The organism is Ameyamaea chiangmaiensis, assembly GCF_013376175.1.
In the GTDB taxonomy this organism is placed as follows: domain Bacteria; phylum Pseudomonadota; class Alphaproteobacteria; order Acetobacterales; family Acetobacteraceae; genus Ameyamaea; species Ameyamaea chiangmaiensis.
Genome location: NZ_JABXXR010000075.1, coordinates 1 through 13,259, shown reverse-complemented (window position 1 = coordinate 13,259; position 13,259 = coordinate 1). Strand labels below are relative to the sequence as shown.

The 13,259-nt window shown below is 61.0% G+C and carries 13 protein-coding genes and 2 pseudogenes; 12 read left to right on the top strand and 3 right to left on the bottom strand.

Features of this window, described 5'->3' with window-relative positions:
• The 5 genes from HUK82_RS10225 to HUK82_RS10205 all read left to right on the top strand — a co-directional run.
• A partial coding sequence (locus HUK82_RS10225) for a LysR substrate-binding domain-containing protein (RefSeq protein WP_176613863.1) occupies window positions 1-657 on the top strand: 657 nt, incomplete at its 5' end.
• A 96-nt stretch (window positions 658-753) separates the two neighbouring features.
• Window positions 754-1,002, top strand: coding sequence for a type II toxin-antitoxin system ParD family antitoxin (locus tag HUK82_RS10220; protein ID WP_012553952.1), 249 nt, complete (start codon window positions 754-756; stop codon window positions 1,000-1,002).
• Window positions 995-1,285 (top strand): type II toxin-antitoxin system RelE/ParE family toxin, encoded by a 291-nt coding sequence (locus HUK82_RS10215; protein ID WP_012553951.1) that lies wholly within the window; start codon window positions 995-997, stop codon window positions 1,283-1,285. Before HUK82_RS10220 ends, HUK82_RS10215 begins: the two co-directional genes overlap by 8 nt.
• Before the next feature lie 157 nt (window positions 1,286-1,442).
• Window positions 1,443-3,425 carry a conjugal transfer protein TraG gene (locus HUK82_RS10210; RefSeq protein WP_176613862.1) on the top strand — a complete coding sequence of 661 codons (1,983 nt, stop codon included), beginning with the start codon at window positions 1,443-1,445 and terminating at the stop codon, window positions 3,423-3,425.
• 5 nt (window positions 3,426-3,430) lie between these two features.
• A complete protein-coding gene (locus HUK82_RS10205) occupies window positions 3,431-3,856 on the top strand; it encodes a hypothetical protein (protein WP_012553949.1) in 426 nt (141 codons plus the stop codon).
• A 140-nt stretch (window positions 3,857-3,996) separates the two neighbouring features.
• Here HUK82_RS10205 and HUK82_RS10200 read toward each other — a convergent pair whose 3' ends face one another.
• The 3 genes and pseudogenes from HUK82_RS10200 to HUK82_RS10190 all read right to left on the bottom strand — a co-directional run.
• On the bottom strand, window positions 3,997-5,709 hold the full coding sequence (locus HUK82_RS10200) for a DUF2326 domain-containing protein (protein ID WP_176613861.1): 1,713 nt from the start codon (window positions 5,707-5,709) through the stop codon (window positions 3,997-3,999).
• A gap of 224 nt (window positions 5,710-5,933) precedes the next feature.
• Window positions 5,934-6,893 (bottom strand): SMEK domain-containing protein, encoded by a 960-nt coding sequence (locus tag HUK82_RS10195; RefSeq protein ID WP_176613860.1) that lies wholly within the window; start codon window positions 6,891-6,893, stop codon window positions 5,934-5,936.
• An 89-nt stretch (window positions 6,894-6,982) separates the two neighbouring features.
• Window positions 6,983-7,165: pseudogene (locus HUK82_RS10190) on the bottom strand (HU family DNA-binding protein); the annotation flags it as partial.
• A 213-nt stretch (window positions 7,166-7,378) separates the two neighbouring features.
• Between HUK82_RS10190 and trbB the strand changes: the two are divergent.
• The 7 genes and pseudogenes from trbB to trbL all read left to right on the top strand — a co-directional run.
• Window positions 7,379-8,347 (top strand): P-type conjugative transfer ATPase TrbB, encoded by a 969-nt coding sequence (gene trbB, locus HUK82_RS10185; protein WP_176613859.1) that lies wholly within the window; start codon window positions 7,379-7,381, stop codon window positions 8,345-8,347.
• Window positions 8,344-8,670, top strand: a complete 327-nt coding sequence (locus HUK82_RS10180) for a TrbC/VirB2 family protein (RefSeq protein WP_025829632.1) — start codon at window positions 8,344-8,346, stop codon at window positions 8,668-8,670. Before trbB ends, HUK82_RS10180 begins: the two co-directional genes overlap by 4 nt.
• Window positions 8,670-8,936 (top strand): annotated as a pseudogene (locus HUK82_RS10175) (VirB3 family type IV secretion system protein). The gene HUK82_RS10180 and the pseudogene HUK82_RS10175 overlap by 1 nt, the downstream one beginning before the upstream one ends.
• 7 nt (window positions 8,937-8,943) lie before the next feature.
• Entirely contained in the window at window positions 8,944-11,370 is a 2,427-nt protein-coding gene (gene trbE / locus HUK82_RS10170; RefSeq protein ID WP_176613858.1) for a conjugal transfer protein TrbE, read from the top strand.
• Window positions 11,367-12,113: a P-type conjugative transfer protein TrbJ gene (gene trbJ, locus HUK82_RS10165; protein WP_176613857.1), complete on the top strand. Its 747-nt coding sequence runs from the start codon at window positions 11,367-11,369 to the stop codon at window positions 12,111-12,113. The genes trbE and trbJ overlap by 4 nt, the downstream gene beginning before the upstream one ends.
• A complete protein-coding gene (trbK-alt, locus tag HUK82_RS10160) occupies window positions 12,113-12,385 on the top strand; it encodes a putative entry exclusion protein TrbK-alt (protein ID WP_176613856.1) in 273 nt (90 codons plus the stop codon). The genes trbJ and trbK-alt overlap by 1 nt, the downstream gene beginning before the upstream one ends.
• 4 nt (window positions 12,386-12,389) lie before the next feature.
• On the top strand, window positions 12,390-13,259 hold an 870-nt coding region (gene trbL, locus HUK82_RS10155), incomplete at its 3' end, for a P-type conjugative transfer protein TrbL (protein WP_176613855.1).

The window sequence follows — 13,259 nt, the reverse complement described above, 5'->3', positions numbered from 1 at the left end:
CTTGCACGAGCGGCGACCGACGCGCTGGGCGGGATCGCGGCAACGCTGGTCGAGATCAGGTCGTCCGCCGCCACGCCGCCGATCGTGCTGTCCTGCGAGCGGTCGCTGGCGATGCGCTGGCTGATTCCCCGCCTATCGGACTTCCAGGATCGGCATCCCGGCATCGATGTGCATCTGTCCACTGGTGGCGGGGCGCTGGATTTCGCGCGGGAACGGATTACGCTGGCGATCCGGCGCCTCGATTTCCCGCTCGATCCCGATTGGGCCGTCACCACGCTCGTGCCGGAAACGGTCGGGCCGGTGGTGCGGCCCGACATGGCGGCGCAGTTAGCGGGCGGAGACTATCTGGCGCTTGGATCCCGGACCCGGCCCGAGGCGTGGAAGAACTGGTTGACGTCCCGGCCCGACGTTCCCGTACCGCGCGACGTCCGTTTATACGACCATCATTTCATGATGCTGGAAGCTGCCGCCAGTGGCCTGGGCATCGCCCTGTCGCCCCGGATCATCGCGGCGGACGATATCGCGAGCGGGCGGCTGCTGGCGCCGGTCGGGTTCGATGCCGATGGGACATCCTACGGGCTGATCCGGCCCAGGAGCGCGCAGATGACGGAAAGCATGGAGGTTCTCGAAAGATGGCTCACGCACCATGCCGGGTAATCTATTTGGACGAGACCGTGAGATGGAGGACTCTCTGAAGACTCAAATGGCAGTTTATGCCATTATATGCCATCGTGACCCAAAGGGAGGATGACGATGGCCTCGATGAACGTCTCCGTGCCGGACCCGATGCGCGACTGGGTACAGCGCCGTATCGACAGCGGGCAATATGCCAGCGTGAGCGACTATGTACGTGACCTGATCAGGCGCGACCAGACACAGGCCGAGGAACGGCAGGCTCTGGTCGAGGCCCTGGTCCAGGGCGAACGGAGCGGTGTGAGCAAACGCACAATCCCCGATATCCTCGCGGCGATGAAGACGGCCCCCGACGCGACGGATGCCTAGCTACACGCTTTCCGGCGAAGCGGATTCCGACATTCAGGCCATCATTGCTCTCTCGATCCGGAACTGGGGATGGGCGCGCGCCGAGCGCTATATCCTCGACCTGCACGCGGCCTTCGAGACGCTGGCGACCTATCCTGACATGGGAGCAGATATCGGCGACCTGCGGCCCGGCTATTTCCGCTTCGTCCATGACAGCCATGCCGTTTTCTATCGGAAGGCGGGAGAGCGGATTTTCGTCGTTCGTGTCCTGCACCAGCGCCAAGAGCCGAAACACTACCTCTGACCGCGCGAGGTGAGGAATCGCTGCGCAGGTCGGCTGCGTGACGGGTGGCTAGGCATCATCGGTACCTCCGATTTTTGTCCGGAGCTATCCGGGAAGCCGACGACCTCGACTTGGGTCTTGAAGCCCGTGGCGCCGCTCCCCTTGATCGGTGATTGCCATGAACCAGACCAAGATCCTCTGGGGTTCGGTGTTTGCCGTCAGCACCGTGATCCTCGCCTTCACCTGGGCCGCGACGCAGTGGACTGCTTGGCGGCTCGGCTTCCAGCCGCAGCTCGGCGCCCCGTGGTTCACGCTGGTCGAGTGGCCGGTCTATTATCCGCCAGAATTCTTCTGGTGGTGGTTCGCCTACGACGCCTACGCCCCGGACATCTTCACCATCGGCGGCTATATCGCGGCCTCGGGTGGGATCGCCGCCGTCATCGTCGCGATCACTCTGTCCGTCTGGCGTGCCCGTGAAAAGAAACGCGCTACCACCTACGGCTCGGCGCATTGGGCCGACCCGCGCGAGATCCGTCGCGCCGGGCTGCTCGCTCCCGATGGGGTTGTGCTGGGTCGCTCGGCTGATGCCTATCTCCGTCATGATGGGCCGGAGCATGTGCTGTGCTTTGCACCGACCCGCTCGGGCAAGGGCGTCGGTCTGGTGGTGCCGACGCTGCTGACCTGGCCGGGCGCGGCCATTGTCCATGACATCAAGGGCGAGAACTGGGCGCTGACCGCGGGCTGGCGTTCGCGCTTCGGCCGGGTGCTGCTGTTTGATCCGACCAACCTTGCCAGCGCGGCCTACAATCCGCTGCTGGAGGTCCGGCGCGGCGAGCGCGAAGTCCGCGACGTGCAGAACATCGCCGATGTGCTGGTCGATCCCGAGGGCGCCCTGGAGAAGCGCAACCATTGGGAGAAGACCAGCCACGCCCTGCTGGTCGGTACCATCCTGCATGTCCTCTACGCCGAGGAGGATAAAACCCTGGCCGGGGTCGCCAATTTTCTCTCCGACCCCAAGCGGGCGATCGAGACCACGCTGCGCGCCATGATGACCACGCCGCATCTCGGCGCGAAGGGCGTGCATCCGGTGGTGGCAAGTTCGGCGCGGGAACTGCTGAACAAGAGCGATAACGAGCGCTCGGGCGTCCTCTCCACTGCGATGTCGTTCCTTGGCCTCTATCGCGATCCGGTCGTGGCCCATGTGACGCGCCGCTGCGACTGGCGCATTCGCGATCTTGTCGCCGGCACCCATCCGGCGACGCTCTATCTGGTGGTGCCCCCTTCGGACATCAGCCGCACCAAGCCGCTGGTCCGCCTGGTGCTGAATCAGATCGGCCGCCGGCTGACCGAGGAACTGGAGGCAAAACGCCGCCATCGGCTGCTGCTGATGCTTGATGAGTTCCCGGCGCTGGGGCGGCTGGATTTCTTCGAGAGCGCTCTGGCTTTCATGGCAGGCTATGGGATCAAGAGCTTTCTGATTGGCCAGAGCCTGAACCAGATCGAGAAAGCCTACGGCCAGAACAATTCGATCCTCGACAATTGTCATGTCCGGGTCAGCTTCGCGACCAATGACGAGCGGACCGCCAAACGGGTGTCCGATGCACTCGGCACCGCGACCGAGATCCGGGACGCAAAGAACTATGCCGGGCATCGTCTGTCGCCGTGGCTGGGGCATCTGATGGTAACGCGTCATGAGACGGCACGCCCGCTATTGACGCCGGGCGAGATCATGCAGCTTCCGCCTGACGACGAACTGGTGCTGGTGTCTGGTTGCCCGCCGATCCGGGCGCGCAAGGCGCGTTATTTCGACGATGCCGAACTGAATGCGCGTATCCTCCCGCCACCCCGGTTTGAGCCGCCGTCGTCTCCGGAGGGAACGCCGCCCATTGGACCGCAGCCGGCGGGGGACTGGGCCGACGTGGTGCAGCCGACGACGCCGGGCAACGGAGACGACGACCCCGCCAATGCCGGCATTCGCCGGGAGCCGGAACTGCCGGAGCAGGAGGAGGTGGTGCAGGCACCGAGGACGCCGGTCCATGAATTTGACCCACCCGAGGGAGACCCGGAGGATGATGCCACACGGGCACAGACCCTGCGACGCGGGGAGCGGGCGCTCGCGCGGCAGGTGTCGCTCGATCCTGGCGACCGGATGGGCCTGTGACAGCGATGCGGATCAAGCACACGATCCGGCTGCCGGCTGATCTCAGTGTCAGGCTCGCCGATTATGCTGCGCGCAAGAAGGTGCCGCAGGCGCTGATCGTGGAAACGGCGCTGGCATCGTTCCTGTCGCCGGACGGCCCGGAACGGCTAGAAGCCGCGTTGGCGCGGCGGCTGGACCGGATGACGCGGCAGTTGGAACGCATGGAGCGGCGGGTCACGATTTCGAATGAATCGCTCGCTGTGTTCGTACGGTTCTGGCTCACCAGCACGCCGCCGCTGCCGGATGCAGTTCTTGCTGCTGCGCGGAGCAAAGGGCGGGAGCGGTATGACGGGTTCATTGAAGCGGTCGGGCGCAGGCTCGCGCACGGTACGACCCTGGATGACGAGGTAAGGTTAGATATGACGACTGCGGCTGAGGAACAGGAGGCCTGATGTCGTGACAATAGGTCTGTGAAGGTAACTCAATGTTCGTTTGACGACAGTTACGTGGAGAAACGTGGGAGCAGATGTCTGAAATTTTCCTTCCTAGATCCAGATGTGAATTAGGAAGGTCTGTTTCGACAAGAAGGTTTCTAGATAATTTCTTGATAGTTTGTCTTGAGAAAACGATGGTTTTTCGTAAACGACGCGACAATATTTCCTTCAAGATCATCGTGCCACGGCTCACCATTTAGGCGACCTAGACGATCAGTATTTAAGGTAAGTATATATTGTTGATCGTCGTCGAATACAGATTTTGTGAAAACGAACTCCAAGCTTCTCTTTAGCGTATCGTCATCTACATCGAAAATATTGTCGTGCACAAGAAGGCCAGGATGTCGTGCTTTACTGAAATCGTTTAGGAGCAGAGCTATGTCATATATGAACACCTTCTCGCGTTCGACGCTATGGCTGCCGTCGTCATCTATTCGCATTATAATGTCGACAACGTTCTTCGTGGAGGTAGTCCGCACCTCAAAAGAGGCTTTCCGATTGCCCTGGATGAATTGATGTATCCAAAGGATCGTTTGCTCAAATGATTTCAGGCGCTCGGAAGCGCCGATAATGCTACCTTGCAATCGGAGCCGCTCGGTTTCTTTCTCAAGTCGTTTCTCTTGCTTGTCCAAGGCGAGCCGATCATACCGATCGAGCAGACCTTTGAGTTGGCCAAGTTCATCGCTCTTCGCTTGGAAAGCAGCGTAGGTTTTTTTTAAGTTTCGTAGATCGCCGTCCTGATCGAGAATTTTTATAAGTCTAGCCTGATGTCGATCAAGATCGGCAAGCTGCCGACGTAATCCCCTTAGCTCCTCTTCAATGACCTGTGATTTCTCAGTGAGCAGATGCTTTTGGAAGAGTTCGATTTTCGATTTGAAGGCTAAAACCTCGTTCAGATCTTTAGAAATTTTATCGCCCAGACCTTCGCGTAGTTGATTATAGAAGCTGCGTATCTCGTCTGCGTCGATAGCCGTCTCAATGGCTATGGGGTTTAACCCGGCAAGCCGCTTGAGCAATGCTGTTTTCCTGAACCGGAGCTCGTCGGTTTGATCTTCGATCTCAATAAGCTCGTCTTTGATGACATCATAGGCTGGTGCATTTTCGAGCGCATCGATACCTTGCCGGATGCGCTCGACTTCCTCATTAAGCTCATTGAGGTCTGACCGAGCATCGTCAATGCCTTTCTCTCGGATAAGTTGCACATTCTCACGGATGCGCTTCTCCTCAACTCCAATCGCATCGAGCTCTTTCAGAATTTCCCTGATCTTACGATATATCATCAGGTCGATCCCAAGGAGCATGAGATGCGGCGCATAATTGTCTGGCACTCTAATTTTCGTATCGTAACATGCGACGATGGACTTGAATTCCGATCGTTCGTCTCGGATGAGCGGACCCAGCATTTCTCGAAATCCTACTCCTACCAAGTGAGTCGATGGAAACATCCGCTCCGTAAGAAAGCGTGTTGCATCATCTAGCTTGGAAAAATCAATAACGCTGCTATCACAGATCATACGCGGATGCTCGGCATCTACGATAGAACGTTTGATTGTGTAGTCCATTCCGTGGAGTTCAAAATCGACACAGATAAATGTATCTGGCTTGAAGCTTTGCTGCGGGATCTTCGATACGCGACTTTCAGATTTTTTCTTTAGCAGTGCAAAGTTAAGAAATTCGATGCACATGGACTTTCCGACACCATTATTCTTGACGCTGGTTTCGTCCCGTTCGCCTACAATAATGTTGACCCCTTTGTGGAATTCAATTGGATCAATGGTATCTGGTTCAGTATACAATCGTTTAATGCGCATCTAGCACCACCAAATAGGGCTCTTCAAAATCCAATAGGCCCAGAGCATACAAAAATGTTAAGCCGTAGAAGAAGGAATTTGCTGAAAACCAGCTCTCCTCCTTGAAATGATTGACGACGTCGAAGATACTAATCGTCTTTCTCTTTGTACTCCGCACATAGCGTAGAATCTCGAACCCGACGATAGGTGGGGCTTTAGAAATTGCTTCGTCTTTGAGAAACAGGTTAGGCATACTGTGCAATCTTGTTCGGAAACACGTTGCAAGCAATGAGCTGGTCGATGACGTAATAGCGGATTGCGCTTTCGTCATAACCTTGATCGCTTTTGCCCATTTTCTGAATCATCTCTGCGACCAGCGCGTCCATCGCTGCGCGAGGATCGCCGCGATGCTGAGTGAGAAGACGGTCGCTCCAATTTGAAAGATAGATCTGAAGCTTGCGGACTCGGACGTGGCTAAGTTCTGATTGTTTGGTTACCTCAGAGAGCGCCACGCCGTACAATTCGTGTAGGTCTATATATTGTCTGCGAAGAAAATCCGCGTGATCTGCAAACCGATCGTTAATTTTCCCATCAGGATCGGGATCCTCCCTCATGCCGGCGACCGGTATCTCTTCGTCGGTTTGGCTCAACACCTCGATCAGTCGTACAAGCGTGTTTACTTCATTGGCTTCGCGTGGTCTGACCAAGGCAAGATTCTCTTCGAGAAACGTTAGGCATACTTCAAGCTTGGATATGCCAAGGTTGCCGATTTTGGTAAGCAGTTCGGCAAGACCCCAAACATCATCATCAACAGAAAGTTCAAAGATGGTCCCGTTACCGATGGAGCTCTCCCGATAATCCTTCTTTTCTCCGATGATTAAAATAATGAGCCGGTCGTACACCGTCTGAAGATTATCGGCGACGAAGCCCTTATGAGTGTGTTTGATCTTAGCTATGTCATTCGTAGAGGTAACTTGAATTGCGATCTTATTAATTGTGTCACCAAGGTCAATTGCTCTCGCATTTTTCTTGATTATGTTGATATTAATTAAATTGTAGTCAAAAATGATATTGAGAAAATCTCGAAAGAACATTTCTGAATGAACGTTGAAATCTAATAAATTGAGGCTGCTGCGAGTTTTGACGTTTGTGGTGAGATAAGAAAGATAATTTGTAATACTATCAAATATAGCTGCGCGTTTCATGTTGTTCCCTAGGGCGTAAATATTAATAAAATAGTTATTTATTTAAATTCTTATCGAACCCTGCGATCGATGGCCAGTAGTCTGGGTCAGAGCGCCTTCCGGGCCTTGGTCTTGTGGACGGTGAAGGTCCCGAAGGATGGCAGCGTGAACCCGCCCTCCAGCTTCAGCTCGGTGACAATGGCTCCGACCAGATCATCGGCGGCCTTGGCGGCGGCAACGCCGGTGCAGTCCAGCGAGTCCTGAAGAACGGCGGCAATGAAGGCTTTGCTCATGCGGGCGCAGGTCCGTGTAGTGATCGATTCCGGAAAACGGTAGCAGCGCCCAGTCGTCCCGTCACCGCCGAAACGGCGACACACCCCTATGCAAGTTCTTCTATCCCAGCGCCCTACGACCCCAGAGACTTGTTGCGCTTGCGTGTCCCTGCCTCTTTCTAATCAACCCCGCTGATCCACCGCCTCCCTCGAGAGGCCAATTGCGGGTTTCCGATGACCGTCGCTCCTTTTCGTTCCGAAGCCATCGCCCGCGGCACGCGCATGCTACGCACCGCCCTCGGGCCGGCGATTGCCGGGCATCTCGATGATCCGTCGATCGTCGAGGTGATGCTCAATCCCGACGGCCGGCTGTGGATCGACCGGCTGGCTGGCGGGATGGAGGACACCGGCACCCGGATCGCGCCGGCCGATGCCGAGCGGATCGTCCGCCTGGTCGCCCACCATGTCGGGGTCGAGGTCCATCCGGGCAGCCCGCGCGTCTCTGCCGAACTGCCGGGAAGCGGGGAGCGGTTCGAGGGGCTGGTGCCGCCAGTGGTGGCCGCGCCCTGCTTCGCGATCCGACGTCCGGCGGTCGCGGTGTTCTCGCTCGACGATTACGTGGCCGCCGGGATCATGACTGCGGCACAGGCGACGTTTCTGCGCCGCGCCGTCGCCGAGCGGCGGAACATCCTGGTCGCCGGCGGCACTTCAACCGGCAAGACCACGCTGGTCAATGCCCTGCTGGCCGAGATCGCGCAGACCGGTGACCGGGTGGTGCTGATCGAGGACACCCGCGAATTGCAATGCGCGGCCCCTAATCTGGTCGCCCTGCGCACCAAAGACGGCGCGGCCTCACTCTCCGACCTGGTGCGCTCCTCGCTGCGCCTGCGTCCCGACCGGATTCCGATCGGCGAGGTGCGCGGCGCCGAGGCGCTCGATCTCCTGAAAGCCTGGGGCACCGGCCATCCCGGTGGTGTCGGCACCCTGCACGCCGGTTCGGCGATCGGTGCCCTGCGCCGGCTGGAGCAACTGATCCAGGAAGCTGTCGTCACCGTGCCGCGCGCCCTGATCGCCGAGACCATCGACGTGATCGCGGTGCTGTCCGGGCGCGGCAGCGCGCGCCGGCTGGCCGAACTCGCCATCGTCGGGGGCCTGACCCTGGATGGTGACTACATCCTCGCATCTGCCGGAGATCCGTCATGACAAGCATGATCGCTCTGCGTCGCCGCTTCGCCGTGGCCGGCGCCACCCTTTCGCTCGCCCTGCTGTCGGCCCCGGCCTACGCCTCGGGCTCCAGCATGCCCTGGGAGACCCCGCTCAACGAGATCCTGGAATCCGTGCAGGGGCCGGTGGCCAAGATCATCTCGGTGATCATCATCACCGTGACCGGCCTGACCCTGGCCTTTGGCGAAACGTCGGGCGGCTTCCGTCGGCTGATCCAGATCGTCTTCGGCCTGTCGATCGCCTTTGCCGCCAGTTCGTTCTTCCTGTCCTTCTTCTCCTTCTCGGGCGGGGCGCTGATCTGATGGAGCCGGACAGCATTCCCGGCTTCACCGCCCCGGTGCATCGCGCTCTGATCGAGCCGATCCTGCTGGGCGGTGCGCCGCGCACGGTGGCGATCGTCAACGGCACGCTGGCCGCCGCCATCGGTCTCGGCCTGCGGCTGTGGATCGCCGGCGGGATCTTCTGGCTGGTCGGCCATCTTGCCGCCGTCTAGGCGGCCAAACGCGATCCCGCCTTCGTCGACGTGGTGCGCCGGCATCTGCGCTATCCCACCCATCTGGTCGGGTGAGGGCGTCATGCTGAACCTCGCCGAATACCGTCATCGCCGCGACCGGCTCGCCGATTTCCTGCCCTGGGCGGCGCTGGTCGCTAGAGGCGTGGTGCTGAACAAGGACGGCGCCTTCCAGCGCACCGCCCGGTTCCGCGGCCCGGACCTGGACTCCTCGACCGCTTCCGAACTGGTCGCTATTACTGCGCGCCTGAACAATGCTCTGCGCCGGCTTGGCTCCGGCTGGGCGATCTTCGTCGAGGCGCAGCGCCGGCCAGCGCGGGGCTATCCTTCCAGCCCGTTCCCCGATCCAGCCTCCGAACTGGTCGACGCCGAGCGCCGCGCACAGTTCGAGGAAGAAGGCGCGCATTACGAGAGCTGCTATTTCCTCACCCTGGTCTGGCTGCCGCCGGCGGACGATGCCGCCCGCGCGGAAGCCTGGCTCTACGAGAACCGCGCCCGTGGCGGCTCCGACTGGCAGGCGGTGGTCGCGGGTTTCATCGACCAGACCGACCGGGTGCTGGCGCTGCTCGACGGCTTCATGCCGGACGCCGACTGGCTCGATGACGGCGAAACCCTGACCTATCTACATTCCTGCATCTCCACGCGGATGCAGCGGGTCCGGGTGCCGGAAATCCCGATGCATCTCGATGCCATCCTGGTCGATGAGGAGTTGACCGGCGGTCTGGAGCCGCGCCTGGGCGACGCCCATCTGCGCACGCTCACCGTGACCGGCTTCCCGACCCAGACCTGGCCGGGGCTGCTGGATGAGCTGAACCGTCTGGCCTTTCCCTATCGCTGGTCGACGCGGGCGATCTGCCTCGACCGCACTGACGCCACGAAAGTGCTGGGCCGGATCCGGCGGCAATGGTTCGCCAAGCGCAAATCGATCATGGCCATCCTCAAGGAGGTGATGACCAACGAGGCCTCGGTGCTGCTGGATTCCGACGCCGCCAACAAGGCGGCCGACGCCGATGCGGCTTTGCAGGAACTCGGCACCGATCAGGTCGGGCAGGCCTATGTCACCGCTACCGTCACGGTGTGGGACGAGGATGCGACCGTCGCAGCCGACCGGCTGCGGCTGGTGGAGAAGACCATCCAGGGCCACGACTTCACCTGCATGCGTGAGACGGTGAACGCCATCGAAGCCTGGTTCGGCAGCCTGCCGGGGCATGTCTACGCCAATGTACGTCAGCCCTGTGTCTCGACCCTGAACCTGGCTCACATGATCCCGCTCTCCGCGGTGTGGGCCGGACCTGAGCGGGACGGACATTTCGCGGCGCCACCGCTGTTCTATGCCCGCACCGAGGGATCGACCCCGTTCCGCTTCGCACTCCACGTCGGCGATGTGGGCCACACGCTGATCGCCGGGCCGACGGGCGCCGGCAAGTCGGTGCTGCTGGCCTTCATGGCAATGCAGTTCCGCCGCTACACTGGCGCCCGGATTTTTGCCTTCGATTTCGGTGGCTCGATCCGCGCGGCTACCCTGGCGATGGGGGGCGACTGGCATGATCTCGGCGGCGCGCTGGCGCAGGACGTGAATGAACCCGTGGCGTTGCAGCCGCTGGCGCGCATCGACGAGCCGGGCGAACGCGCCTGGGCGGCGGAATGGGTGGCGACCCTGCTGGAGCGCGAGGGCGTCGCGGTTGCGCCCGACCTCAAGGACCATCTGTGGTCGGCGTTGACCTCGCTGGCCTCGGCCCCGGTCGCGGAACGCACCCTTACCGGTCTGTCGGCACTGCTCCAGTCGCTGGCGCTGAAGCAGGCGCTCCAACCCTACTGCGTTGGCGGCCCGTGGGGCAGTCTGCTCGACGCCGAGCACGAGCGTCTTGGTGTCGCCGATATCCAGGCCTTCGAGATCGAGGGGCTGATCGGCTCGGGTGCGGCGTCCGCCGTGCTGTCCTATCTGTTCCATCGCATCGAAGATCGCTTCGACGGCAGCCCGACGCTGCTGATCATCGACGAGGGCTGGCTGGCGCTGGATGATCGCGCCTTCGCCGGACAACTCCGGGAATGGCTGAAGACGCTGCGCAAGAAGAACGCCTCCGTCATCTTCGCCACCCAGTCGCTGGCCGATATCGACGCCAGCCCGATCGCCCCCGCGCTGATCGAAAGCTGCCCGACCCGGATCTTCCTGCCCAACGACCGGGCACTGGAGCCGCAGATCACCGCGATCTATCGCCGGTTCGGGTTGAATGACCGCCAGATCGAGATCCTCAGCCGGGCGACGCCCAAGCGCGACTATTACTGCCAGTCCCGGCGCGGCAACCGGCTGTTCGATCTCGGCCTGTCTGAGGTGGCGCTGGCCTTCACCGCGGCGTCGTCGCCCGATGACCAGACCGCGATCGACCGGATCTTTGCCCGGCATGGGCGTGACGGGTTTGCGGCCGCGTGGCTGGCGCACAGGGGCGTGGACTGGGCGGTTGAGATGCTCAGGCCAGGAGAGCCATCATGAGAAATTCGTTGATCTCCAAAGCAGCGTTCGTGGCTGGGTTTGGCGCCCTTTCATTCATCGTCGTGATCGCCCCGGCCCAGGCGCAATGGGCGGTCTACGATGGCGCGGCCCATGTCCAGACGGTGCTGATCGCGGCGCGGGAATTGCAGCAGGTCAACCAGGAGGCGCAGAGCCTCACCAATGAGGCGACCATGCTGGAGAACCAGGCCCGCAACCTCGCCAATCTGCCGCTCTCGGTGCTGGCGCCGATGGAGCAGTCGATTATGCAGACTGAGCAGATCGTCGGCCAGGCGCAGGGATTGGCCTATAACCTGACCAGTATCGATCAGGCCTTTTCGCAAATCTATCCACAGGCGTTTACGAATTCGGTTTCGGCCACGCAGATGACTACCGATGCGCAGACCCGATGGCAGAACGCACGGAGCGCCTATCAGGACGGGCTGCGCGTGCAGATCGGGGCGGTGCAGAATCTCGATGCCACGCGCAGCCAGATCGACAGTCTGGTCACCTCGAGCCAGTCCGCGAGTGGCGCCTTGCAGGCCGCGCAATCGGGGAACCAGCTTGCCGCGCTGCAGACGCGCCAGCTTGCCGATCTCACCGCGGTCGTCACGGCGATGGGCCGCGCCCAGGCGCTGGAAGGCGCGCGTCAGGTCGAGAGCGAGGAGCAGGGCAGGGCGCAACTGGCGACTTTCCTGAATTACGGGGCCGGCTACACGCCCGGCACCGCGCAGATGTTCCACTGATGCGCCGGTTACGTCTCTCCCCGCCGATCGTCTTTCGGCTCGTTGCCGTCGGGCTGGTCGTTTTGATCCTGGTTGCCGCGAGCCTTCACCTCCGGCACGTGCCCCATGACGTGGGCATGCCGGATCTCGGGCCGCCGGGATTGCGTGACCGGCTGGCCGCCGGTCTGGCGCATTGTCAGGCGCTCGGCATGAAGGCCGACGGCGATCCGGCCTGTGCGGCGATCTGGGCCGAGAACCGCAAGCGCTTCTTCGCGCCCGACGCGGCACGCTGACGCCATGCAGCAGGGCACCGGCGTCATCGACAATTTCCTTGCCATCTTCACCCAGTATATCGATTCCGGCTTCGGTCTGGTGCAGGGCGATGTCCACTGGCTTGCCGGTGTACTGATCACCATCGACATCACCCTGGCCGGACTATTCTGGGCGCTGGCACCGGACGAGGACGTGCTGGCGCGACTGATCCGCAAGACCCTGTTCATCGGCTTGTTCGCCTTCATCATCGGCGACTTCAACGGGCTGGCAAAGATCATCTACGAGTCCTTCGCCGGGCTGGGCATCGAGGCGGGTGGTGGGCATCTCACCCAGGCGCAACTGCTCCAGCCGGGACGGCTGGCGCAGGTCGGCATCGATGCCGGCAAGCCGATCCTGATCTCGATCTCCTCGCTGGTCGGTTTCGTCGCCATCTTCAACAACGCGATCCAGATCGCCGTGCTGCTGATCGCCTGGCTGATCGTGGTCATCAGCTTCTTCGTGATGGCGATTCAGCTCTTCGTGGCGTTGATCGAATTCAAGCTGACCACGCTTGCCGGTTTCGTGCTGGTGCCGTTCGGTTTGTTCGGCCGCACCGCTTTTCTTGCCGAGAAGGTGCTGGGCAATGTCGTGTCCTCTGGCATCAAGGTGCTGATGCTGGCCGTGATCGTCGGCATCGGCTCGACGGTGTTTGGCCAGTTCACCAGCGGTTTCAACAACCCGCCCACCATCAATGACGCGCTGACCCTGATCCTGGCGTCCCTGACGCTGCTCGGCCTGACCGTGTTCGGCCCGGCGCTGGCCAACGGGCTGATCGCCGGCGGCCCGCAGCTGGGTGCCGGGTCCGCTGTCGCTACGGCGGCCGGGGTCGTCGGTGCCGGAGTGGCTGCCGCGTCC